Genomic DNA, 24,940 nt, shown 5'->3' with positions numbered 1-24,940 from the left:
CATAAACCCTGATTCCGAACACTTTAGAATCTCTAGATCGACAGATAGTTAACTGCTTACTGGCGCGTGAGATTTTTATTGCGTTTTAAAAGGTGTATTTTTTAGAATGACTGTTAATCAACAGAAATCAGGAGATGGAGATGGCCGCTAAAGTAGTAATCGGATCAGACCACGGGGGGTTCGCTCTCAAGGAATTCGCCAAGAAAGTACTTACAGAAATGGGGTACGAGGTTGAAGACGCCGGCCCAGAATCCGCCGTCAGCTGCGACTATCCTGTCTATGCTGAAAAAGTAGCTTCAAAGGTAACCGATGAAATCCGCGGAATTCTAATCTGCGGAACCGGCCTCGGCATGTCCATGGCTGCAAACAAACACAAAGGCATCCGCGCCGCGATGTGTACAAATGAATACATGGCGAAGATGGCCCGTGCACACAACAATGCAAACATTTTGTGTCTGGGTGAAAGAGTCATCGGACAAGGCCTTGCTGAAGAGATTATCCGTGCATACATGACCACCGAATTTGAAGGTGAACGTCACATGCGCAGAATCAATATGTTCGACCAATTATAGGATATAATCCCGAAAGCTCAAGGCCGACGGGATTTTTTTATTATATAAAATACCCAAGATTTAATGAGGAAAACTCAAAATGAGTAACAACAGTCAGATGGACCAGAAAGCAGCAAACGTCATCAAGGGATTGATCATGGATTCCATCCGCAAGGCTAATTCAGGCCATCCCGGCGGATCCATGTCTTCTGCGGACTTTGCTTATGTCCTCTATAAAGATTTTTTACGCTATGACCCAACCAATACAAACTGGCTCAACAGAGACCGCTTCGTACTGGCCGCAGGTCATGAATCCCCACTGCTTTACAGCATTCTGCATCTTGCAGGTCTGATCACAATTGAAGACCTCAAGCAGTTCCGTCAGCTCGGTTCCATCACCCCCGGTCATCCTGAACATGATGTCACCCCCGGTGTTGAAGCAACAAGCGGACCTCTGGGACAGGGATTCTGCGTCGGCGTAGGTATGGCAACAGCAGAAGCATTTCTGAACGCCAAGACCAACGACGATGTTGTTGATCATTATTCATATGTTCTTTCTTCCGACGGTGATTTTCAGGAACCTGTATCACTTGGCGCAGCATCCCTTGCAGGACTCTGGAAGCTCGGCAAGCTCATAGTTTTCTATGACAGCAACGATATTCAGCTAGCAGGACCTACCTGTCGCTGTAACTGCACAGATTTCAGAAAAGTTTTCGAAGGCATGTGCTGGCAGGTTCTGGAAATTGACGGACACGACCACGAAGCTATCCGCAATGCAATAAAAGCCGGACAGGCTGAAACAGGCAAGCCGACACTCATCATAGGTAAAACCAAGATGGCAGCCGGAGCTGCAACTCTTGAAGGATGCCACAGCACACACGGCAGCCCGCTTTCCAATGAAGAAATTGCCGCTACCAAAAAAGGTTTCGGTCTTCCTGAAGACGAACTTTTCTATGTTCCTGAAGATGTTGTGACGCACTTCCGCTCCCGCTTCCCTGATCTTAAAAAACTTGCTGCTGACTGGCAGGTCAAGCTTGATTCCGTCCTAGCCGGAAACAAAGAAATCGCTGATTTCTGGGCTGAATCCAACAAATCACGCAGTGATCTCAAACTGAATCTTCCTGTATTTGAAGCAGGTCAGTCCGTAGCGACAAGAAAAGCATGGGGCGCATGCCTTGATGCTATCACCGACCAGCTCCCGACATTGCTCGGCGGTTCCGCCGACCTTGATCCGTCCAACCAGACTGCTAACTTCCGCAAGAAAGTAGGCGATTTCGCTACCGACGGTTACACTTCAAGAAACCTTGCTTTCGGTGTCCGTGAATTCCCGATGTCCGTTATTCTTAACGGTATAGCTCTGCACGGCGGCGTAATTCCTTTCGGTGCAACCTTCCTTACCTTCTCTGACTATTGCAGAAACGGTATGAGAATGTCCGCTCTCCAGAAACTGCCTGTTATCTACATCTACACACATGATTCATTCTATGTAGGTGAAGACGGCCCGACCCATCAGCCAATCGAACATGTAGCCTCTCTGAGACTCATTCCGAACCATTTGGTACTGAGACCAGCCGACGCAAGAGAAACAGCCGCATGCGTAGAAATGGCACTGAATCAGACCGATCGTCCATCCAGCCTCATGCTGACCCGTCAGGGACTGCCTGTAATGAGTAAAGAGGAATTCCCGCAGGTTGAAGAAGGCGTTAAACGCGGCGGTTACATCGTAAAAGATTGCGAAGGCAAACCGGACATGATCGCTATTGCAGCAGGATCTGAAGTATCCTTAGCAATTGAAGCCGCGGCTATGATTAAAGATAAGAAAATCCGCGTAGTAAGTATGCCTTCCATGGAACTGTTCGAAGAACAGGATCAGGCGTACAAAGATTCCGTTCTCGATCCAACTGTCAGAACCCGTGTTGCCGCAGAAGCCGGTCGCCCGGAAACATGGTACAAATACGTGGGCCTCGACGGAGCAGTGCTCGGAATCAGCCACTTCGGAGCATCCGCACCTGCCGGACAGCTCGCTGAAAAGTACGGCTTCACCGCTGACAATCTCGCTAAAATTATGAAAGCGCAGTTCTAATACTGATTTATAAATAGCATTTGAAAAGCCGCTGGGACGTTAGTTCCGGCGGCTTTTTTGTGTTTAAAAATCTTTTCTTTTCAAAAAACGAGTACTCCCCAAATAATACTTTTTATGAATTAATGAATCTCTACACAAAACTAAAGTTTAAAAACTGTACACAAATAAATAAAATAATCCATAATCATAAATAAGAATAAACCTAATGTAATTAATCGTTTCAAGAGGAGGAATAATGAAAATTGAATTATTTATAGATTCTGGTTCGGGATCTTCAGACTCAAAAACTAATAACATATTCAATGTTCATGTTGATGAAACAAAAACTACACTGCAGCACTCAACGGCGGTGTTATTTGATAAATCTGATACACAGGTAGAAATCTCCGAAAAAGGACGTGCTCTTTACAATGCCTCACAGACCGGAAAAGCTGAAAACAGTGACCAGAGCAAAACTGAATCATCCGCTCAAACCGATGCAGGCGAAACGGAAAAAAACGAATCAGTAAAGACTGAAGAAAAAGATGGGACCGAGGATTCTGAAAACACACAGCAACAGATTAAAGAACTTCAAAAAATGCTGACTGCGGCTAACGAAAAACTTGATGCGGCCCAAGTAAAGCTTGAAAAGGCTCAAGAAAAATTAATCCGCTCTCAAGCTGAAGCAGCTCGTGCAAAGACTGAAAAAGAAGAGGAAGCGACAGCAACTGAAGTTGAAGCAGCTCAACAAGAGGTTTCTTCTGCGCAAGATAAAATACAGGATATTTCCAAGCAAATCCTGGATATCAAGAGTGAAATTAACGAAATTTGATCATATAAGGGCCATACTTAACTCAATCAATTTTTACTATATTTCAAAAATTAAGCGAAGTAATTGGCAACACATATATTTAACTAAGAAAGCACAACTTTTACTTATTTTAATAAGGATAAAAGTCCGTCGGCAATTAAGTTCCAGCGGTCATTTCCATTACCTACCAGCCCAACAACTCCCCAAAAATCGACTACCCCCCTCATATCTTAATAAAAATTAATATTTCCTAACAAAAATCCTAAAGTTTCAAAGCCGCATACCGATAAACAGAATAATAAACTAAACTTATTCCCCATAAGCCCAATTAATCCACCTCGCTTAGATAAGGAAGAAAAATGAAAATCGATATGTATGCAGGCGCAGGTTTCTTTGGTCAGAAAACAGACAGTGTATTCAATGTTCATGTTGATGAAACAAAAGCGGCGGAACAGAAATCCGCAGCCGGAACATCTGATAAATCTGATACAAAAGTAGAAATATCCGACGAAGCGCGCACTCTTTACAATGCCTCACAGTCCGAAAAAACCGATAAAGCTGCAAGCGGTGACAAGAGCGAAACCGATTCAGACTCAACCGATGCGGATGAAAAAAAGGAAGCAGGTGCGGCAAAGACTGGAAAAGGAGCAGGAGCCGAGCCATCTGAAAGCGCAGATTCACAATCTCTTAAAGAACTTAAAAAGAAGCTGACTGAGGCGCAGGAAAAGGTTGAACAAGCCCGCGAAGAACTCACCTCTGCGCAAAATAAATCCAGCAAAGCAGCAACTGATGATGAAAAATCAACGGCATTAGTTGAAGTTGAGGCAGCTCAGCAGAAAGTTGTAGCGGCTCAGGGCGAAGTGCAACAAATTTCCAGCCAGATTTTAGAGCTTCTCAAAGGCAGTAGTCAAAAATAATACATTTTATTGTGTCGAAAAATAAAACCGGAACAGATTCTTGTGCTTCTGTTCCGGTTTTTTGTGTTTTCAATAGAACCCCGCGTATGACGTACACAGGGCACGGCTTTTTAGCTGCTTTTAAGATCTTCCATCAGTTTTTCCAATCTGCCGGTCATTTCGGAAAGATCTTTCATGGACTGTGAAGACTCTTCCATCAGCTTTGCGGTTTCGTTCGCAATAGCGTTAACTTCACTCATACCGCTGGTAATTTCTTCGGAAGCGGCAGACTGCTGCTCTGACGCAGCCGCAATAGCTCTTACCCTGTCTGAGGTTTCAGCTATCATCTGGAGAATTGTTTTAATATTCTGTCCGGCCTGATCAACAAGCTCCGTGCTGCCGTCAACAACCTTGGAGGTATCTTTCATTCTTCCGATAGACCTTGCAGTCCCTGTCTGAATTGTCTTAATTGCTCCACCCACTTCTTGAGTCGCAGCCATGGTCTTTTCAGCAAGTTTGCGAACCTCGTCCGCGACTACGGCAAATCCTCGTCCTGCCTCACCTGCGCGTGCAGCTTCAATCGCGGCGTTCAGTGCCAGAAGATTAGTCTGATCAGCTATATCATTGATAACGCCCATGACTTTGTTGATAGAATCCGCTTCTAAACCGAGTTTGTTCAGTTCTTCCTCAAGCAGATCCGTTTCATTATTGAGCTGTTTAATACTCTGGACGACCTCATTGATAACCTTGCCGCCTTTTACCCCTTCCTGCTGCGCTGCATCAGCCATCGTTGCTGTTTGCGCGGCATTGGTGGCTACTTCCATAACAGTTGCGTTCATTTCTTCCATTGCTGTGGCTGATTCGGTGGCGCGGTCTTTCTGGGTGTCAGCACCTTCTAGTGCCCGATGTATCTTTTCATTAAGGTCGGTTGTGGAGGCAATGACCTGATTAACAATTACATCAAGTTCCTGCGCGGCCTGATTCATCCCTTCCTGCTTTGCGCTTTCCGCCTGCTTCTGTGCTTCTTCCGCTTTATCTGTGGCAATCTGGGCTCTACGGGATTCTTCTTCCGCGTGTTTGGTTTTTTCGTCCGCCTCGGCTATCTTCTGGCGGAGTCTTTCAACCATCTTGAGCAGGCTGGATTGCAAAATACCTATTTCGTCATTTCTGTTTACTTCAAGCTCAGTATCAAGTTTACCTTCTGCTATCTCGGAAGCCGCATCAACAATGGTTTTTACCGGCTTAGTCACGTTTCGTTTTAAAATTAAAAAGACCCCGATTCCGATGATCAAAACTATGACCACGGTGGACAGCGTGATAAACATTCCGATTTCTTTTGCTTTGCTTAAAAATTGTTCCGCCGGAGCGGTGGAGCAGGCAATCCATCCTGTTTTCGGAGACTGGGTGAAATATGTCAGTCGTGCTTGGCCATCGAATTCATAATGCATATTCCCGTTTTTATTTTCGACAATATACTTACCCCAGTCGTATTCTTTTTGAACATTAACTTTAGCAATAAGTTTCGGGTTTACGTGTGAAATGATGAGTCCGTTGCTGTCCAGAATGTATATATATCCTGTTTTAGCAACCTTGATATTGTTAATAAATTTATTAGCAAACTCACTTATTTCAATTATTCCTACGATGACACCTACAATCTTGTCTTTATCCCTGATGGGGCTGGAAATGATTACTACAGGAGTTCCAGAGGCACGACTAATCAGCGGTTTTGAAAGGAATAACTCACCTGATACAGCTTTCTGAAAATAGTTTCTGTCGCCGTATTGTGCTCCTATAGATTCTGCACTGGTTGAGGCCACGGTCTCACCAGTGATATTAAGCACATTGATTCGAGGAAGAATTGGTCTATCATTGTTAATCTTTTTTAGAACTGCGCTAGCGGCATCACTCGCAATTTTATTATCTTTACCGTTGGCCGCAGCGTCGACCACAGTTTCAAGTCTGCCTGCCAATGCAATTTCATTTTCCAGTCCCCCTATCCACATATCTATCAGTGATACAGTACTGGAGAGCTTTGATTCATTGATACTGTCCGCTGATTCAAGTGAGAATGTATAGGCTTTGTTATAGATAAGTGAGGCCATTGCAGTCATGCACACCAGTATTAATACCAAAGTAGGAACAAGGAATTTTGCTGATAATGATCGCATGCAGTGATCTCCTATTTTTAACAGTTAGACAAAGTCTCATTATATTTTAGCTGACGGGATATATTCATATTGCAACATATCCAACATCCTTTTTATTTTATGAAATGGAGATGTTGCTTCTACCGATACTTGTTATCTATTAGTTGCTATGTACAAGCATCCATTTCTCTAAGGTGTTATTATAAAATTATCATAAAAATATACTAATGCATATAGTAATATAATCGCAAAATCGACTGTTAATAAGTGGCGGATTATTTTCTAAGACATCAAAGCGAACGATCCAAGGTAATGCATTTTATTAATTTCGCTTATTCACCAAATAAAGTCTGCCCCAAAAGACCTCCGATCAGGCTTTACACATTACTCTTTAATCTTCTCGCCAAGTTCTTTCAAAGTATCCCCGGCCTTATCAATTGCCTGATCCATCTTCTTACCTGCTTTTTCAGCAGATCCTTCTTTTTCGCAGCCGTAAGCTACTGACATAAAGGCTACCAGACATAGAACAAATATTAACTTTTTCATTAATTTCATGACTCACCACTCCTGCTAGATTAAAATTTTAATTTTGCAACCCTAGTTCTACCCTCGGTCCGGCTCCCTTGCCTGTTGCTGCTCGCTTAAGAAAAACCCGCTCGGCTTCTACACCCTTGTCAGACGTCAGAATAACGCGGATCTTCTCAGCTCTACTTCTTGCCAATTCTTCCAAATCTGTATCTGTCACCTTTATGTAATCCCGAAGAGCCTGCTCCATTTCCGGCACAGGTCTACTTTCAACCATTCCTAAAAAGTTTTTAGGCTTTTCAAAAGGAGCAGTTGCGTATGCTTCTTCGAGATATTCAGGGTATTCTTCTTTACTTATAACAACGTCATCAATTGACGCAGGGGCCTTGCCGTCTTCTTCAAGTTCAAGAAATTTCGGTTTTGCAACCATTCTTTTGAACATTGCAACCTTAAGTGCAGGAATATCCTCCGGCGCAGTAAATCCGGTAATCTCAAGTTTAAGCCCCGGACGGGATTTCATTGCCTTTGCAACTGATTCAATTTTGGATTTAGAAGAATCCTGCGGCACGGCTATTCCCGGCTCAAACACCAGAACATCCATGTCTTCACCGCCGCCGATCATTGCGCCGATCAGTGAAAACGGTGAAGTTACCGCTTTAATCAGAATATTGAGAATCGCCCGCCCGATAACCCTGCCCAGCCGGAACTGAGGATCATCCACGTTACCTTCAACCGGAATATCAAGACGGATATTTCCGCTGCTGTCTTTCAGCAATGCAAGGCCAAGTCCGATAGGAATATTCTGTGCATCTGGACTACTTACTTTATTCCCAACATCAAACTGATAAATATCAAAAACATTATTTGTAGACAAAATTTTACCCTTAAGACTTACTGCCACATCCGCACTGAGCATTCCTTTGCTTACGGGATAGGCTATAAATTTTCTGGTATAGGGGGAAAGCTGAGTCATATCCAGATTAATAAGTGTAACTTTCAAATCTGTATCAGCACCGTCATCCGTTGGCTGTAGATATCCTTCTGCAACAAGCGGAGCCTGCTGATCAAATGTTGCGTTAAAAGACAAGTCTGTCCGTTTACCGTGTGGAAGTTCAAGCCCGCGCACGGCAGATATCATTTTGGTGATATCCAGCTCAAAAACAGGAGAAACAGTATGATCTTGGAATAAAACAGTTCCGTTAGTCATCGCTATTTTATTTAAGAAAATAAAATTATCAGCACTTGCCGAAGAACCGGTTTCCGCCGCAGTGGAATTTGCCACCGAACCGGCATTTGCAGAATCGGCAGCTAAAGAATTCCCAGCTCCGCCGACCTCAACTTTTGACGCAGCGGCCTGTGCCTGTTCCTGCACAACGTTTTCATCAACTGGAACCGCAAGCTTACCGGTAAGAATTCTTGAAATATTAAATGTACCGTCGGCCTCTTTGTCCACCAGCACCTCAGGAGAAAGCACGTCTATAAGTCGCACGTTCACTTTAAAAGGATCGGAAGTGAAATCAATATCTCTTACGGCAAGCTCGTATAGATGAAAGAACTGTTTATCCCCTTTGCTGTCCCGCAAAAGCAGATCTTTAACCTGAGCCTTACCTTTATACGTTGCTATTGCTTTATCTTCTGCATCAAAAGTCCATTGTCCGGAGACATCAATATGCCCGCGCGCAATATTCATCTGCATTTCAGGGGGCAGATAGCCGTTAAAATCACGCAGTCTAAGCTTACGGACAAACAAGTCTCCGGAAACTGAAACAGGGGATAAGACTCCCCGTCCGCTGACTTTTAAGTTTCCTCTTTTATTAATAACACCTTCTAAAGTAAGGATTAAAGGCTTGTTCTCAGGAAAACTTATTCCTTTGACGGAGCCATGCAATTCACTGATATCGGTTGTCGTCTTTTTCGCTGCAGCATTATCTACCAGACCAAAAGATGAATCGGTAAGATTTACACTGTTTATCGCAACCTTCCAGGCTCCCGCATCGGATTTATCAGAACTTGCTTCCGCTGCGGGATGAATCTCCTTTAAAGAAGGCTCTGTAGCATTCCCTACAAGAACAATTCCTTTCTTCGCATCAATGGTTTGCTGATGCTTTTCCATCAGCTTTATAAGATCAATCCCTTTGCTATCACGCATCAATTTAATCAGAGCCTTATGCAAATCAACAGAATCGATAACTACCGACTTTTCTCCTACATCTACAGTTCCGTTGGAAGCGGCAAACCCTCCGAGCGAGATCAACGGGTCTCCTCCACCCTTCGGACTGAGAGTAAAATCTTTCACATCCAGCTTTATGCCTTCCAGCCGTATAAGCCCGTTATCGTCAGGAGCTATGTTGAAATTGGTTCCTAGAGCGATTTTACCGGATGTAACAGCAAGCGGGACAGAATCTTCCATGTATTTTTCATAATCAGGAACGTTTAGATTTGTGACAGAGGCAAAACCTTTAACTGCAAGTGGAATCAGCCCCAGTGAGCCGCCAACTTTTACAACTTCGCCGCCTTCATTCCCTACATTAACGCTGTAGGTTCCAGCCTTGCCTTTTTCGGTACTTAGATTTTCAGCCGTAACCGAAACCGGCCCTATTACTTTCGTAAACCCATTGCCGAAAGCGTTATCGGTGAAATCAACAGTCCCGCCGGTGACGCTCATACTTCCGATTTCAGCCAATAAATCCGGACCTTTTTCTTCCTCTTTTTGAGGGGAGTGATCAGCAGTTGCATTCTGACCGGCAGAAACGGGCTTAGGCAGAATATCCAGTATATCAGGAGATCCGTCCGGATTTAGTGCTATTTTGAAAAACGGTTCCGTTAAATTAACAGATTTAATTTTAAAAACTCTTCGCAAAAGACCGAACTCGGCGATATCAATATCAAGCTGTTTGAATTTTAAGAGTGGACTCTTGCTTTTACGTTCCAAATCAAAATCTCTAATAAAGAACTTTCCACCCAGCATCATTGTAGGCATCGAGTTTTCACTGCGCTCAAAGCTCAGATTTAAATCAGCACTGAGGGTTCCGCTTTTCAGAACAGTAGTGTTATAAATAGGAAGATAGACCCAGTACTCACCGAGCTCAGCCTTCTCTAAAGTAAAATTGAAGTCGGTATGAAGTGTATTTTTAAACGGTAACGTATTACCCTTTAGAACAAACGGAGTTCCGTTTATAACCATTGAAAGCGAAGGCTGAACAAATTCATTACTGTCACCGGCAAGAGATGAAGTGAAAGGGACAGCCAGATTCAAGTCGGAAACAACATGCTGAAAATGCCTGTAATCATCATAGATTTTACAGGTTCCGTTACTTACCAAAAGATTGCGTACGATAAACGGGAAGAAGCTCGTACTTTTTTTCTCAGCTTTACCGTCATCCCCGGAAAAAAGATCTGAAACACTGCTGCCATCCGGGAAAAGAGTTATATCAATTTGAGGGTCATTTATTATAAGATCATCAAATATAGCGGAAAGTCTGAAAAGTGAGAATGAATCAAAATTAACATCAAAAGATTTAAAGGAAAAAAGATTCCCTTCACCGTTTTTTTTGCCGATTCTAAACCCTTCGAGATGCAGGTCCAGATTTAGCGGATTAAATCCGGCATCCTTAATCTCTACCGGGCGACTAAGCAACTCCGGCAACTTATTTCGGATGACACTCTTTAATATAAGCGGAACAAGCAAAAATCCGATTAAAGTGTACACAATAAAAACTGAAGAAAAAATCGAACCCCAGCGAATTTTACGATCCAAATTTTTCCATTTCATATATATATCTTTCAGCATACGAATCTCCGTCCCTGTTTGATTAACCATCACAATAATCTTTTACATTATAATTTAGCGAAAAGACAGTTCAATACAAAATATACTGCATAGCCAATCATAGTGTTGAACTATTGAAAAGCGACTGTTAGTCTACCTAAAAGAAAGATCTTTTTAAAGGACACCAAATGACGGCTGAAAATTTGACCGCACGTAACACCTTTCCTGCACTCACTTTACCAATTAATATATTGGCAATTCTCTGCACCGTTTTTATAATTTCACTTTTTTCATCTTACGCCGATGCAGCTTCGCTTAATCTAAAAAATCTGGTCCTAGACAATCAGGCCGGGTCGATAATGGCAAGGTTTGGGCTGGATCTTAAAGGTGACACAGAAACAGAAACCGCGCTTGAAAACGGTATCAAACTGAAACTCGAATGCAAAGCGTCCTTATATCTTCACAGATCCATGTGGCCTGACTCGAAAATTGCGAGTAAAACTTATACGGATAAACTTTCCTACGACTCCCTTTCAAAAGAATTTATCCTCGAAAAATCTGGAAACAGCATTGCTTTGAGAGATAAAAAAATCACTATGCTCCTCCAGAACGGATGGGATTCAATCGTAATGGATTTAGGACCGTGGAGCTCTCTTAAACGAGGGGAACGTTACATACTTAAACTTGATGTGCACCTTGACCAGACAGACGTTCCGCAATGGCTCAAAAAGACTCTGTTCTTCTGGTCATGGGACATAGTTCCTTCCGCAACATACCAACTCGAATTTACTTACTAAAAATAATTTAAAACATATTATGAACGAAGATTCCATTAAAGTAAGTGTGCCGGACACAAAACAACGCAAAAAAAGACAGCGCGAATACTTTTTAGCTTTTCTCTGCCTGCTTATATTTGTGGCCTTAAGCTTTGTTCAGCTCAAATACATCGGTGTTAACTCTTATCTCTTTGTCGGTCTTTTTAATCTTAACTTTATTTTGCTGCTGGTTGTGCTTTTCATTGTTGTACGCAACGGAGTCAAACTGCTTCTGGAAAGGCGCAGAAAAGTTCTCGGGTCAAAACTTAGAACGAGAATGGTCCTTTCGTTCATGTCGCTATCACTTATTCCTACTCTGCTCATGTTTTTTATGGCAATGCAGTTTGTACAGGTTTCGGTGGACTACTGGTTTAAGAATCAGGTTGAAGACTCAATGGTTCAATCGCTTGAGCTTGGTCGTGCCTTCTATGCGTCTGCACAGCAAGGACTGGAACGCAGAGGAAACAATGTTCTAAAAGCCATCAAAGAAAGTCGCTATGCATGGGGCGGCAAAACTATGAACCAGTTCCTCACCACAAAACTCGGTGAGTATGATCTCGGTTTATTGGGAGTAATCCAGCCTGACGGAGAAAAACTTAACTGGCATTCCGAAGGATCATGGGAAAAGGCGTGGTCCGAAATATATGACAAAGTTGACTGGAAAAATATGCGGGAACACCCCCATTTCTGGTCAACCATCCACCCTATGCCCGGTAATGACATGGTTATCGGGATTCTTCCCGTTGATGAAGCCCGCACAGGCTTTCTTATTCTAGGCGAAAACATAGGCCAGGGATTACTTTTTAAATTGGACAAGGTTGTCAGAGGTCTTGATGAATACAAACAGCTCAAGACTTTAAAATACCCATTGAAGATGAGTCTGTATCTCACCTTAGGCGTAACAACTCTGCTCATTATTCTCGGATCTATCTGGTTCGGGTTCAGGCTTTCTAAAGAATTATCCGCTCCGATACAGGCCCTCGCGGCAGGTTCCCAGCGAATTGCGAGAGGAGATCTTACCGTCCGGCTTGAAGACAATTCCGATGATGAACTGGGGTTCATGGTTCAATCCTTCAACCGCATGGCTGAAGATCTTGAAGAAAGTCAGAAAAGTCTAAAAACAGCCAATGACCGCCTTGCCCAGCAGAATCAGGAATTGGAACGCAGAGGCCGTTACATGGAGGCTGTTCTCAATAACATCACCGCAGGGGTTATTTCTCTTGATGAGCAGGGAAAAATCAGCACGGTTAACAACGCCATTGAAGAAATGCTCGGCATTACAGCCAGATTCGTCCACGGCAAAGACCCGTTATCCCTTCTGCCGGAAGGGGATTTATCCTCACTCATTGCAGATGCAAGATCTCACATGGCTTCGAGTCCTTACTCGCAATGGCAGAGACAGCTTTCACTGATGGTTGACGGGCGGCATCGTAAATTTCTGGTCAATGTCGTGGCACTAAAATCCACAAGCGGAAGTAATGGCATTGTGGCTGTTTTTGAGGACATTACTGAGCTGGAAAAAATGCAGCGAATTGCTGCATGGAGAGAAGTGGCGCGGCGCATTGCTCATGAAATCAAAAACCCGCTGACCCCTATCAAACTTTCAGCGCAACGATTGCAAAAAAAATTCGGATCGCAGATAGAAGACGGTGTTTTCAGAGAAAGTACGGATCTTATCATCACGCAGGTTGAACACCTGCAGCAAATGGTTCAAGAATTTTCTGCTTACGCCAAACTTCCGGAAGTAAAGCTTACACCGGGCAATATTACTCCTTTACTTGAAGAAATTGTCAGCATGTACCGCAACAGCCATACTGACATTTCATGGGATCTTGAATTATTATCAAAAATTCCGGATCAGGAGCTTGATCATGAAGCCTTACGCAGAACATTTATTAATTTACTGACAAACGCCGCAGAAGCCCTTGGAGACTGCGAAAATCCATCAGTAAAAATCAGTGTGATGCATGATGCCACTCTCGGCTGGCTGAGAATTGAAGTTCAGGATAACGGCCCAGGACTATCATCCGACGAACGCTCAAGAATGTTTGAGCCGTATTTTTCCAGTAAAAAAAGCGGTACAGGCTTAGGGCTTACTATTGTAAAATCAATTATCACCGATCATCGCGGATTTATTAGAGTTAAACCTGCGGAACCTCATGGAACCGTATTTGTTATTGAACTCCCGACTTAATAATTTGATCCTTGTACTTGCTTGAAATAAGGAGTCGTGATTAAACTATATCAGTTATAGATATATCTCAGCTTTTATGCGACTTGCATTTGTAAAACTTAATTTATTTTAATAAAACACATATAACTACCGAGCCTTATATGTCTTCTTATCCAAAAAATACAGAACCATACAATAAAACATCGCGAATTCTTATCGTAGAAGATGAAGCGATTGTCGCCCTTGATATAAAAGCAAGACTTCAAATCTTAGGTTACACGGTAATAGGCGTTGCTTCCAATGGAATCGACGCCATTGAAATTGCGCTCAAACAATCGCCTGATCTGATTTTAATGGACATAATGCTGGAAGGAGATTTGGACGGCATAGACACAGCCGAAGTAATCAATGGTGACGGTTCAATTCCGGTTATTTATATCACTGCCTACGCAGACGAAGAAACGCTGAAGCGGGCCAAAATAACAGAACCTTTCGGTTACATAATCAAGCCGTTTGAGGACAGAGAACTTAGCCTGACTATTGAAATGGCTCTTTATAAGCACAAAGCGGAAAGTTCTATTAAAGAAAGCCGTCGCTGGCTTGAAACTACTTTCAACAGTATCGGTGACGCGGTCATCACTACAAATCCGCATGGAATAATTAAATCCGCCAATAAAACGGCAGTCAATATGCTTGGCTGTTCCGAAAATGAGCTCTGCACAAAAGATTTCAATACAGAAATTAATATGGTTAACTCTAGCACATTAAAATCTCTGAACCTTTTAATAGATTTCCAAAAGAAGCCTGAAAAAAACATCTCAATTGATGATATTGCCCTTAAAACAAAGGTTAAAATTATTCCTGTTTCGGTGAATATTTCCAGAATCCAAGATAGAAACACCATCATGGGCACTGTTGTTGTCATGAGGGATATATCCCAACTCAAAGAAAGTGAAATAGCACTGAAAAACAGCCTTAAACAAATACGCCGTGCATTTGATGAAACCGTGGCATCCCTTGCAATAATGTCCGAAAAACGTGACCCTTATACATCCGGACATCAGGAAAGAGTGGCGGAACTGGCCTCCAGAATAGCAACGAAGCTTAGATTGCCGCTCGAAAAGATTCACTGCGTCAAAATTTCAGGCCTACTTCACGATATAGGAAAGATTTCTATACCGGCTGAAATTTTATCTAAACCTACAAGGCTTACTGATCTGGAAATGAGTCTGGTTAAAACTCATCCAGAAGCCGGTTATGAAATTCTTAAAGGAATATCTTTCCCATGGCCTGTTGCAAAAATAGTATTGCAACACCACGAACGGCTAGACGGGACAGGATATCCCAAAGGTTTGACTGAAAAATTTACACTCCCGGAATCAAAAATCATCGCAGTTGCAGATGTTGTTGAAGCAATGAGTTCGCACAGGCCCTACCGTCCAGCTCTTGGATTTGCTAAAGCGATTGCTGAAATTGTAAAAGGGCGCGGAATTGTTTATGATGCTGACGTTGTAGATGCCTGCATAAATATTATTGAATACGAAAAATTTTCATTCGCCCCATAACGGACACTAAATGACAAAAAGCATACTCATTGTCGATGATGAAGACGGGATCAGATATTCTCTGAGAGGCGTTTTAGAAGACGAAGGCTTTTCAGTCAGCGAAGCTGACAGCGGTGAAGCGGCATTGCAATCTTTATCTGAAGATATGCCTGATCTTGTTTTTCTGGACATTTGGCTGCCCGGCATGGATGGACTTGAAGTGCTGGAACGCATTAAAAAAGAATGGGACTGGCTGCCTGTTGTTATGATTTCAGGTCACGGAAATATTGAAACAGCCGTATCTGCAATTAAAAAAGGGGCATTTGATTTCATTGAAAAGCCGCTTTCGCTGGAAAAGGTCATTATTACAGCTGAAAAAGCAGTAGAATTTTCACGATTACAATCTGAAAACAAAGCCCTGCGAACCAGAATTGAAACTGAACAGCCTGCAAAGTTAACAGGACGTTCGGAAGCAATTGTTTACATGCGCGAAGTCATCGGACAAGTAGCCCCGACGGAAGCGTGGGTTCTTATAACCGGCGAGAACGGAACAGGAAAAGAAATAGTCGCCCGCTCAATTCATTCACAAAGCCTCCGCAAAGACAGGCCGCTGGTGGCTGTAAACTGCGCGGCAATACCGGAAGAACTGATTGAATCAGAACTTTTCGGACATGAAAAAGGTGCCTTCACCGGAGCCGAAAGAGCCCAGGAAGGCAAATTTGAACTGGCAGATACCGGAACGTTGTTTCTTGACGAAATCGGCGACATGAGCCTTAAAACACAGGCAAAAATACTCCGAATTCTTCAGGAACAATGTTTTGAAAGAGTCGGCGGTCGTAAAACAATCAATGTGAATGTCCGCGTTATAGCGGCGACAAATAAAGATCTTTTTCAGGAAATCAAAAACGGTAATTTCCGCGAAGATTTATATTACAGACTGAAAGTTTTTCCATTAGAAGTTGCTCCTTTGAGAGAACGAGCTGAAGATATTAAGCTTCTTATCGAAGAATTCATCACAAGGCTCAACAGGCAGCACGGTTTAAAACCGTTAACATTTACAGACGCGGCATTAAAAATTCTGACCGAGTACGCATGGCCGGGCAATGTTCGTGAACTCAAAAATTTTGTTGAACGGATGCTTATCATGTTCGGAGGGAAGGAAGTCGGCCCGGAAAATCTGCCGCCGGAAATAGTATACGGAGCACGAGTTGAAAGACCTGATCAGGATCAACAGCCTCTCCAGATTCCGGAAGGACAACTGGATTTCAAAAAAGCACGTGCTGATTTTGAAGCCCAATTTCTTGAAGCAAAACTGAAAGAATTCAACGGCAGCGTATCAAAATTGGCAGACGCCATCGGTCTTGAGAGAAGTTCATTGTATCGTAAACTTAAATCTTACGACATCCAAACGGATTAACTAGATCTAAGGCCCAAGCCAGTTAACGACGCCTGTATCAGTGTCATAAACTGCGCCCATAACCTGCGCTTTACCTGACCTGACTTTTTCAAGCACGGCCGGACAGTGACCTAAAATATCGCGTAAAACCTGCCTTACATTTGTTTCGGCAACCTTATCCACCAGTTCCTTTCCTTTTAACGAAGGGTACATAAGCTTGGTCATTTTTATGGCCGGATCAAGTTTGCCCACCAGTTGAAGCAAGTATCCTTTAACACTCACTTTATCCACTGCAGCTTTGATAATACTGCTCCTTGTATGCCCCATGACAACAAGGAGCGGGGTTTCAAGTGCAATCATAGAATATTCTACCGAAGCCAGTGTATCCGTTCCGGCCACATTTCCCGCACTTCTAACCGTGTAAATATCACCAAGACCGCGATCAAAAATCAAAACCGGATCAACTCTGGAATCTGATCCTGTAACAACGGTTGCAAATGGCTGCTCCCCTTTCAGAGCCAGTACCTTTCGCTGATATGAGGTTTGATTCGGATAAACGCTGGAGCCTTTCACAAACCGCAAATTGCCCTCTTTTAAAAGAACAAAAGCCTGATCGGCATCCAGTAACGGCTGGGCAGGAACGGCGGAACTGTTTTGGGCAGAACTGATTACCACTGTTGATAAGATCAGGATCAATGTACTAAAAATTGTAAACAATTTTCTCAATTTGGGTCTCCGCCAGTTTGATTGGTTTGAGCTTTATGGGGACACCATACATACCGGAAGCATGTTTTTGCAAGCTGCTTATAAAAAACTCTTTCTGCGCTTTGAAGCTGAATAAATATAATAATTCAAAGTGCTGATCCGTGCCAGATTAACTATGGCAAAATCCGCAAAGTCTTCATAAACAATCCGTCAAATAATCCACCTCGGCAATTGTACCACGCTTCTACATATGGTATAAAACCATCCTGATTTAAAGATAAACAACACAATTTCATTAACAGTCATGAGGCACACCATGAAAAAACTTCTGCTGATCTTCGTAGTCGGAGCATTTCTGCTTGCAGCATATCCTGCATCGGCATGCACAACCACTCTCACTGGTAAGAAAGCATCTGCTGACGGCTCAGTTATGGTTTCACACTCCGACGACGGGCTTGGAGACGGACGACTTATATACGTTCCCGCAATGGACCATGAGAAAGGAAGCATGCGCGCTGTATACTACGACGGTTGCTCTTTGGGATATAAGCCGGAATGGGGTGCAAGTGAAACTCACAGGATTGTTTCTAAGGAACGCGGCCCCGGTTATAACACTCCAGGCTATCCTCAAAGCGTACCCATTGGATTTATTCCGCAGGTCAAACATACCTACGCATATTTTGATGCCAACTACGCCATTATGAATGAGCACCAACTTTCCATCGGCGAGTGTACTGATAAAGCAAAAGTGGAACCTGAACCGGCTGCGGGCAAACGTTTATTTTATTCGTCTGAGCTCTCACGTGTTGCTTTGGAGCGGTGCATAAAAGCACGTGACGCAGTAAAGCTCATGGGCGAACTTATCGATAAGTACGGATACTACGGAACAGGAGAAACACTGCTCGTGGCAGATCCCGATGAAGGCTGGGTTATGGAAATGTGCGGCTACGACAAAGAAGGTACAAACGGAGTATGGGTTGCTCAACGCGTTCCTGATGACAGTTTTTTTGTTGCCGCAAATCAGTTCCGCATCCGTGAAATACGCAAAGGCGCGCGCGACATGATGTATTCCAAAAACATCTTTTCAGCAGCAAAAGAAAAAGGCTGGTGGTCGCCTAAAGAAGGCAAACTGGACTGGACTAAAGTTTATGGTGACGGAGAATATCACCATCCGTATTACTCACTGCGCAGAGTCTGGAGAGCACAGTCTCTGGTTGCTCCATCCAAAAAGGTTTCAGCATGGGTGGAAGGACCGCTGACCAAAGAATATCCATTCGCCATTAAGCCGGATAACAAACTCAGCGTGGAAGATATTTTCTCTGTTCACAGAGATAACTATGAAGGAACTGAGTTTGACCTGACCAAAGGTATGGCATCAGGGCCTTTCAATAATCCTAACAGATTCGAAGGGCAGGCCGAAGCTACCTCCGGCAACGATGAAGCTCTCACCCCGCTCAAAGGAGCATTTGAACGCCCACTTAACATTTACAGATGCGTTTATGCTTACGTAAACCAGTCCCGCAAAGGATTACCGGACACTATCGGCGGCCTCACATGGTTCGGACCTGACCGTCCGGCTACAGCCTGCCTGATGCCGTTTTATGCAGGAGTAAACAATCTGCCCGCCCCGCTCCAACAGGCTGACATTCTTAAATTCAGCCACAACAGCATGTGGACAGCGTTTAACTATGTAGCCAATTATGCAATGCTGAAATATTCTTATATGATAAAGGATATTAAGGCTGTGCGTGATCAATATGAAACGGAAGCATTCGGCAAACAGGCTGAAATTGAAAAAACGGCACTTGCTCTTATCAAAAACAAAAAAATTGATGAAGCAAAGCAGATGCTCACAAAATATTGCGACACCAATGCTCAAAATATTTTGAAAGATTGGTGGAAGCTGTCTGAAACCCTCTACATTAAATACAATGACGGTTATCTCAACACTTCAGCCGGAGTTGCCAATCCTGTCTTCTATCCAGCGTGGTGGCTGAAGCAAGTCGGATATGAACAAGGCCCGCTGACCTACATTAAGCAGAAAGGCGAACAATAAAAGAATAAATCCCGGCCCTGAATTTACTCAGAGCCGGGATTTTAAAACTTACGTTAAAATAAGATTAGCTTTTACTATTTCTTTTCAGGCTCTTTAGTACAATCAAGCCTCATTTCAACAAGATCTTCTTCGTAATTTTCACTTATTTCAAATCCGAATTTACGTGACAATCCCTGCATGGCTTTATTTTCAAACAAAGTCTGTCCTACCAGCCAATGAGTTCCTCTTTCACGAGTGTAGCGAATAATTTTATGGAAAAGCATACTTCCAAGACCTGTTCCTTTAAGATCGGACCGGACCAGTATGGCAAATTCCGCCTCTGAGTTATCCGGCTTGGTTGAAGTACGCACAACGCCAAGAGTTTCCGGAGTTCCTTTAGGACCTATGGCGGTAGCGATAAATGCCATTTCACGGTCATAATTAATCTGCGTAAAGCGGGACATATCCTTATGATCAAAATCTCTGCGGACCACTCCGAAAAAGCGCATCCGCATGTCCTCGTCTGAGACCTGCTCTAAAAAAGTATAATGAGCAGGCTCATCTTCCGGCCTTATGGGGCGCAGGGTTACCTGCCTGCTGTCACGCAGCACCACACATTCTTCAAGCTCTCTGGGATAAGGTCTGATTGCCAGCTTCGGACAATTCGCTCCGCATTCGGCAATCCTTATTTTTGCCCCCAAAGCAAGTACGCCTGAATCATCGGCATAAAGCGGGTTAATATCTAGATGCTCGATTTGCGGAATATCAATAAAAAGCTGGGAGACCTGAATAAGCGTCAAGCACAGGTCTTCAATATCCACCGGAGGCTGAGTCGGAGTTCCGGAAAGCAATCTGAAAATATGGGTCCGGCTGATCAGCTCACGGGCCAGACTCATATTAAGCGGAACTAATGCTATAGCCTGATCCCGAACCACTTCTCTGGTCATTCCTCCATGTCCGAAATGGATCATAGGACCGAAAGTCGGGTCAACAGATGCTGAAATAAATAATTCGTGTGCTCTGGATCTTCTACCCATTTTCTGAACAATAAAACCTTCAATATAAGCATCAGGTCTTTGCCTGTTTACACGGGTCAGCATAGTAGCTGCGGCTTCCCAGACTTTTTCAGGGCTTTCAAGATCTAGAACAACTCCACCGACATCATAAGGCTGGCTGATTTGCGGAGAGCGGATTTTAAGAGCGACAGGACAGCCGAGTTCATCCGCGGCAATAACGGCTTCACGCGCAGAAACAGCTATTCGGGTTTCAACCACCGGAATACCGTAAGAAGCAAGAACCCGATGCGATTCCGGCTCATTTAAAGTCTCGCGCCCCTCTGCAAGAGCTTTGCGGACAATCTCACGGGCGGAGGTAGTGTCAGGGAAAAAGTCAGATGGAAGTGAATCAGGAGTTTCAGTCAAAAGTTCCTGATTTCGCTGATATTCAGCCATATACATAAACGCGCGCACAGCTTGATCTGCGCTTTCATAGGTAGGAATTCCGGCAAAAGAAAAAACTTTTCTGGCCTTACGTGACATACCGGACCCTAGCCACGCAGTCAGAACCATACGCCTGATTTTTTTTAGACCTTTTGCAAGTATTTCAGCTGTTTCAACACCTGAAAAACCTGAAAACGGTACATTCACAATTAAAACGGCATCAACGCCCTTGTCCTTAATAAGAATCTTCACAGCTTCAAGATATGTCTCGCCGGATGTGTCAAAACCCACATTGACCGGATTGGACTTTCCCCATCTTCCTGCAAAAAGCTTATCAAGTTTCTCTATTGTCTCACCTGAAATTTTAGCCAGCTCGCCGCCGCGCCTGATAAGTCCGTCTGCGGCGGTCAGTCCCGCGCTTGCTCCGTTTGCAAGAATTGCCAACCTGTTGCCGCGGACAGGCTGACGAAGGCTGGCAAGAGTCTGGGCCGCGTCAAACAGTCCGTCAATAGTCTGGACCCGCAACATCCCCGCACGACGGAAAGCGACATCGAAAACCTCATCAGCCCGCGCGCTCATAGAATTACCAAGCTGAGCAAGTTCCTGCGTAACGTGCTGAATGGCAAGACCGGGCCGGATCACCAGCACAGGCTTATTACGCGAAGCGGCTCTGGCGGCAGACATAAAGTCTCTGGCGTCGTTAATAGACTCAATATAGAGCAGGATAGAGCGGGTATAAGAATCAGAACCGAGATAATCAAGCACATCTCCGAAAGAAAGATCGATTCTGCTGCCCATAGAAATAACATGTGAAAATCCGATATCATTGGTATGCGCCCAGTCAAGAACTGTAGGAATAAAACTGTCAGACTGTGAAACAAATGCAATTTTTCCGGCTTTTGCCGGAAGAGGAGCTATGCTGGCGTTCAAATTTAATGAAGGATTAATAAAGCCGAGACTTTTCGGACCCAGAATTCGCATCTGCGGAGAATTTGCCGCTTTCAGAAGTTCTTTACTGAGTTTATTCCTTTCCTCTTCACTCATTTCACTGAAGCCCGGACCTATCAAAGCCGCCGCTCTTACACCTCTTTTGCGCAACTTCATGAGCAGTTCAGGACATTCCTCAAGCGGACGGCAGATAATCGCCAGATCAGGAACCTTCGGCAGCCCTTCCACATCCTTATACGTGAGAACTCCTGAGATTGCTTCCGCATCTGTGCTTACAGGCATAACAGGACCGAGAAAACCTCCGCCCATAAGATTACGCATAAGAATATTGCCGGGATTACCAGGTTCGTTGGTAGCCCCGATAACGGCTACGGATCTAGGTTGAAAAAGGAACTCCAGATTAACAACACTCATGAAAGCCTCTTTTTAATATTGAAAAGATAAAAAACAGCTCTATGTCGTCATACCTATGTATTGAAACCATTATCAAGCACAAACTACCATGAATCCTACCAGTAACAGAAATAATGCAGGATTGAAATTAGGAGCTCAACACTATCCATCTTAATTGAAACAGAGTATATTAATATATAAGGTGTGAAAATCGCGAACAGACAGGAATTATCAGAGTAAATACTATGAGTGAAAAATCCATTGAAAATCTGGTTACGGAACAAAGAACTTTCGATCCGCCTGCCGATATGCAAAATCAGGCTTTTATCGGAAGTATGAAGCAATATGATGAAATATACTCAAAAGCAGCAAAAGATCCCGAAGGATTCTGGGCTGAAAGAGCGCGGACGCTGCTCCACTGGAATCGGGATTTTCGGGAAACTCTAGTCTCTGATCCTGAAAAACATGAATACAACTGGTTTGAAGGCGGAAGGCTTAACGCAGCATACAACTGCCTTGACCGCCACCTGACAGCAGGACGCAGAAATAAAGCCGCGCTTATATGGCAAGGCGAACCGGAAGAAGATGTACTTGTCTTCACATACCAGATGCTGCACCGTAAAGTGTGCAGATTCGCCAATGTTCTAACAAAAATGGGTGTCAGCAAAGGCGACCGGATTGCAATATACCTGCCCATGGTCCCAGAGCAGATTATAGCCATGCTCGCCTGTGCACGCATCGGAGCTGTGCACTCCATTGTTTTTGCAGGGTTTTCATCAATCAGCCTGCAAAGCCGTATTCTTGACTGCGAAGCTAAAGTTCTGATCACAAGCGATGGAGTATTCAGAAACAGCAAAATAATTCCTCTGAAAAAAAATGTGGATGAAGCTCTGCTTTCATGCCCGTCAATTGAACAGGTCATCATAGTCAAGAGAACCGGAAATGAAATAGAATTCATTGAAGGCAGGGATACGTGGTGGCATGAAGAAATGGCTGCTGAAGATATCCTTGATTGCTGCGCTCCTGTTCCTCTTAACTCAAACGATCCTCTTTTTATCCTTTACACCTCCGGCAGCACGGGCAAACCCAAAGGGATAGTTCATACTGTAGGCGGATATCTTACCTGCGTGGCACATACATCTCAGTGGGTTTTCGACCTAAAAGAAGATGATGTTCACTGGTGCACTGCGGACCTGGGCTGGATTACAGGACACAGCTATACCGTATACGGCCCGCTCGCTCTCGGGGCTACGACTTTGATGTATGAAGGAGTCCCGACCTATCCGAAACCGGACAGATACTGGAACATAATTAACAAATTCGGCGTAAATATTTTCTATACCACCCCCACAGCCATACGTGCTCTTATGAGGGAAGGGAAACAGTGGACAGATAAATTCGATATGTCATCCCTTAGAATTCTCGGAACAGTCGGCGAACCCATCAGCCCTGAAGTGTGGATGTGGTACCACAAACATATAGGTAAAAATAAACTGCCACTGCTCGACACATGGTGGCAGACAGAAACCGGAGGTATCATTATATCTCCGCTTCCCTACGCGACTAAGCTTAAGCCGGGGTCCGCGACCAAGCCGCTCCCAGGAATAAGCGTGGCAGTTCTGCGCAGTGACGGCACGCCCGCAGACGTTAACGAAGGCGGGCATCTGGTAATCACAAAGCCATGGCCTGGAATGCTGCACGCTATAAACAACGACCAGAAAAGATATAGCAGAACATACTTCGAACGTTTTAACGGCATGTATGAAACAGGTGACGGCGCAAGAATTGATGAAGACGGGTTCATCTGGATTATGGGCAGGCTAGATGATATTATGAATGTTTCAGGACATAGACTGGGAACAACGGAAATTGAATCCGCACTGATTGCTCACCCCGATGTGACTGAAGCGGCAGTGGTAGGTATACCTCACGAGGTTAAGGGCCAAGCCGTTTACGCATATGTAACCCTGCGTGACGGCCTTGATGAGGATGAAGAGACGGGCAACATTCTTCGTGACTGGGTACGCAAAGAAATCGGGCCCGTCGCAGTCCCGGAAATTATACAATTCTCCAGAGGGCTTCCCAAAACACGTTCCGGTAAAATTATGCGTAGAATCCTGCGTCAAATTGCCGCCGGAGAAAACGACTTCGGAGATATCTCAACACTCTCCGATTCTTCTGTGATAAACCATCTGATTGAAGGACAAAAAGTTCTATTTGAATAAAACAACTTCAGGGAGGCCGCATGGCAAATGAAAAAGAAAAAACAGCAACCTGCCTTGAACTGATCAGAAGCAATAATATTCTGGTGCTCTCTACGCTCGGTGGTCCGGAACCGCATTCCTCGCTTATGACTTATGCCAGTTCGGAAGACGGCTCTGAAATCTATATGGTCAGCCGTAAAAACAGCAAAAAATGGATAAATATTGAAAGAAATCCAAGCGTAAGCCTGCTTATTGATGACCGGGACGTAAAGCTTGAAAAAAGAAGCGGGGAAATAAAAGCTCTGACAATATCAGGTGAACATATTCCCGTCACATCTCATCGCGAACGAGCTGATATTATAAAACTTATTTCTGATAAAAATCCGCACATCGCCCCTCTGTTTTCCGGGCCTGAGTGTGAAATAATCAGAATAAAAACAAACTATTTTCAACTGCTTGATGGCCCTGAAAAATTTTTTTCAACCGAAAGATTAGCATAAAAAAATATAAAAAATTTCCCCTGA

Annotated in this window: 16 protein-coding genes; 11 read left to right on the top strand and 5 right to left on the bottom strand. The window is 43.9% G+C overall.

Annotated elements, in window-relative coordinates:
* Positions 1 to 140: 140 nt before the first annotated feature.
* From rpiB to B9N78_RS14315, 4 genes are all read left to right on the top strand, one after another.
* The gene (gene rpiB / locus B9N78_RS14330) at positions 141 to 572 is read left to right on the top strand and encodes a ribose 5-phosphate isomerase B (RefSeq protein WP_085103498.1); all 432 of its coding nucleotides are present in this window, start codon (positions 141 to 143) and stop codon (positions 570 to 572) included.
* 79 nt (positions 573 to 651) lie between these two features.
* Entirely contained in the window at positions 652 to 2,634 is a 1,983-nt protein-coding gene (tkt, locus tag B9N78_RS14325) for a transketolase (RefSeq protein WP_085103496.1), read from the top strand.
* A 235-nt stretch (positions 2,635 to 2,869) separates the two neighbouring features.
* The gene (locus tag B9N78_RS14320; protein ID WP_085103494.1) at positions 2,870 to 3,445 is read left to right on the top strand and encodes a hypothetical protein; all 576 of its coding nucleotides are present in this window, start codon (positions 2,870 to 2,872) and stop codon (positions 3,443 to 3,445) included.
* Positions 3,446 to 3,783: 338 nt separating this feature from the next.
* Positions 3,784 to 4,341 carry a hypothetical protein gene (locus tag B9N78_RS14315; protein WP_085103492.1) on the top strand — a complete coding sequence of 186 codons (558 nt, stop codon included), beginning with the start codon at positions 3,784 to 3,786 and terminating at the stop codon, positions 4,339 to 4,341.
* A gap of 110 nt (positions 4,342 to 4,451) precedes the next feature.
* On the opposite strand, the gene B9N78_RS14310 is transcribed toward B9N78_RS14315, so the two are convergent.
* The 3 genes from B9N78_RS14310 to B9N78_RS14305 form a co-directional block, all read right to left on the bottom strand.
* On the bottom strand, positions 4,452 to 6,491 hold the full coding sequence (locus B9N78_RS14310; RefSeq protein ID WP_085103490.1) for a methyl-accepting chemotaxis protein: 2,040 nt from the start codon (positions 6,489 to 6,491) through the stop codon (positions 4,452 to 4,454).
* 363 nt (positions 6,492 to 6,854) lie between these two features.
* On the bottom strand, positions 6,855 to 7,025 hold the full coding sequence (locus B9N78_RS18200; RefSeq protein ID WP_170921438.1) for a hypothetical protein: 171 nt from the start codon (positions 7,023 to 7,025) through the stop codon (positions 6,855 to 6,857).
* A 28-nt stretch (positions 7,026 to 7,053) separates the two neighbouring features.
* The gene (locus tag B9N78_RS14305) at positions 7,054 to 10,785 is read right to left on the bottom strand and encodes a DUF748 domain-containing protein (protein WP_085103488.1); all 3,732 of its coding nucleotides are present in this window, start codon (positions 10,783 to 10,785) and stop codon (positions 7,054 to 7,056) included.
* A gap of 167 nt (positions 10,786 to 10,952) precedes the next feature.
* Between B9N78_RS14305 and B9N78_RS14300 the strand changes: the two genes are divergently transcribed.
* The 4 genes from B9N78_RS14300 to B9N78_RS14285 all read left to right on the top strand — a co-directional run bounded on the left by B9N78_RS14300 (position 10,953) and on the right by B9N78_RS14285 (position 16,713).
* Entirely contained in the window at positions 10,953 to 11,561 is a 609-nt protein-coding gene (locus tag B9N78_RS14300) for a DUF4390 domain-containing protein (protein ID WP_085103486.1), read from the top strand.
* A gap of 19 nt (positions 11,562 to 11,580) precedes the next feature.
* Positions 11,581 to 13,773 (top strand): sensor histidine kinase, encoded by a 2,193-nt coding sequence (locus tag B9N78_RS14295; protein ID WP_085103484.1) that lies wholly within the window; start codon positions 11,581 to 11,583, stop codon positions 13,771 to 13,773.
* A gap of 140 nt (positions 13,774 to 13,913) precedes the next feature.
* Positions 13,914 to 15,317: an HD domain-containing phosphohydrolase gene (locus B9N78_RS14290; RefSeq protein ID WP_085103482.1), complete on the top strand. Its 1,404-nt coding sequence runs from the start codon at positions 13,914 to 13,916 to the stop codon at positions 15,315 to 15,317.
* Positions 15,318 to 15,327: 10 nt separating this feature from the next.
* Positions 15,328 to 16,713 carry a sigma-54-dependent transcriptional regulator gene (locus B9N78_RS14285; RefSeq protein ID WP_085103480.1) on the top strand — a complete coding sequence of 462 codons (1,386 nt, stop codon included), beginning with the start codon at positions 15,328 to 15,330 and terminating at the stop codon, positions 16,711 to 16,713.
* Positions 16,714 to 16,719: 6 nt separating this feature from the next.
* Here B9N78_RS14285 and B9N78_RS14280 read toward each other — a convergent pair whose 3' ends face one another.
* Positions 16,720 to 17,418 (bottom strand): carbonic anhydrase, encoded by a 699-nt coding sequence (locus B9N78_RS14280; protein WP_085103478.1) that lies wholly within the window; start codon positions 17,416 to 17,418, stop codon positions 16,720 to 16,722.
* 295 nt (positions 17,419 to 17,713) lie between these two features.
* Between B9N78_RS14280 and B9N78_RS14275 the strand changes: the two genes are divergently transcribed.
* Positions 17,714 to 19,453, top strand: coding sequence for a dipeptidase (locus B9N78_RS14275; protein WP_085103476.1), 1,740 nt, complete (start codon positions 17,714 to 17,716; stop codon positions 19,451 to 19,453).
* A gap of 74 nt (positions 19,454 to 19,527) precedes the next feature.
* Here B9N78_RS14275 and B9N78_RS14270 read toward each other — a convergent pair whose 3' ends face one another.
* Positions 19,528 to 22,233 (bottom strand): bifunctional acetate--CoA ligase family protein/GNAT family N-acetyltransferase, encoded by a 2,706-nt coding sequence (locus B9N78_RS14270; protein WP_085103474.1) that lies wholly within the window; start codon positions 22,231 to 22,233, stop codon positions 19,528 to 19,530.
* A 224-nt stretch (positions 22,234 to 22,457) separates the two neighbouring features.
* Here B9N78_RS14270 and acs point away from each other — a divergent pair, with 224 nt between their 5' ends.
* Together acs and B9N78_RS14260 are read left to right on the top strand one after the other, a co-directional pair.
* A complete protein-coding gene (gene acs / locus B9N78_RS14265; protein WP_085103472.1) occupies positions 22,458 to 24,437 on the top strand; it encodes an acetate--CoA ligase in 1,980 nt (659 codons plus the stop codon).
* Between the two features lie 20 nt (positions 24,438 to 24,457).
* Complete coding sequence (locus tag B9N78_RS14260) at positions 24,458 to 24,916, top strand: pyridoxamine 5'-phosphate oxidase family protein (RefSeq protein WP_085103470.1); 459 nt, start codon at positions 24,458 to 24,460, stop codon at positions 24,914 to 24,916.
* Positions 24,917 to 24,940 lie beyond the last annotated feature (24 nt).

This window comes from Desulfovibrio gilichinskyi (assembly GCF_900177375.1).
Taxonomy (GTDB): Bacteria; Desulfobacterota; Desulfovibrionia; order Desulfovibrionales; family Desulfovibrionaceae; genus Maridesulfovibrio; species Maridesulfovibrio gilichinskyi.
The sequence above is the reverse complement of the archived record's forward strand: the minus strand, read 5'-3'. Positions and strand labels throughout refer to the sequence as shown.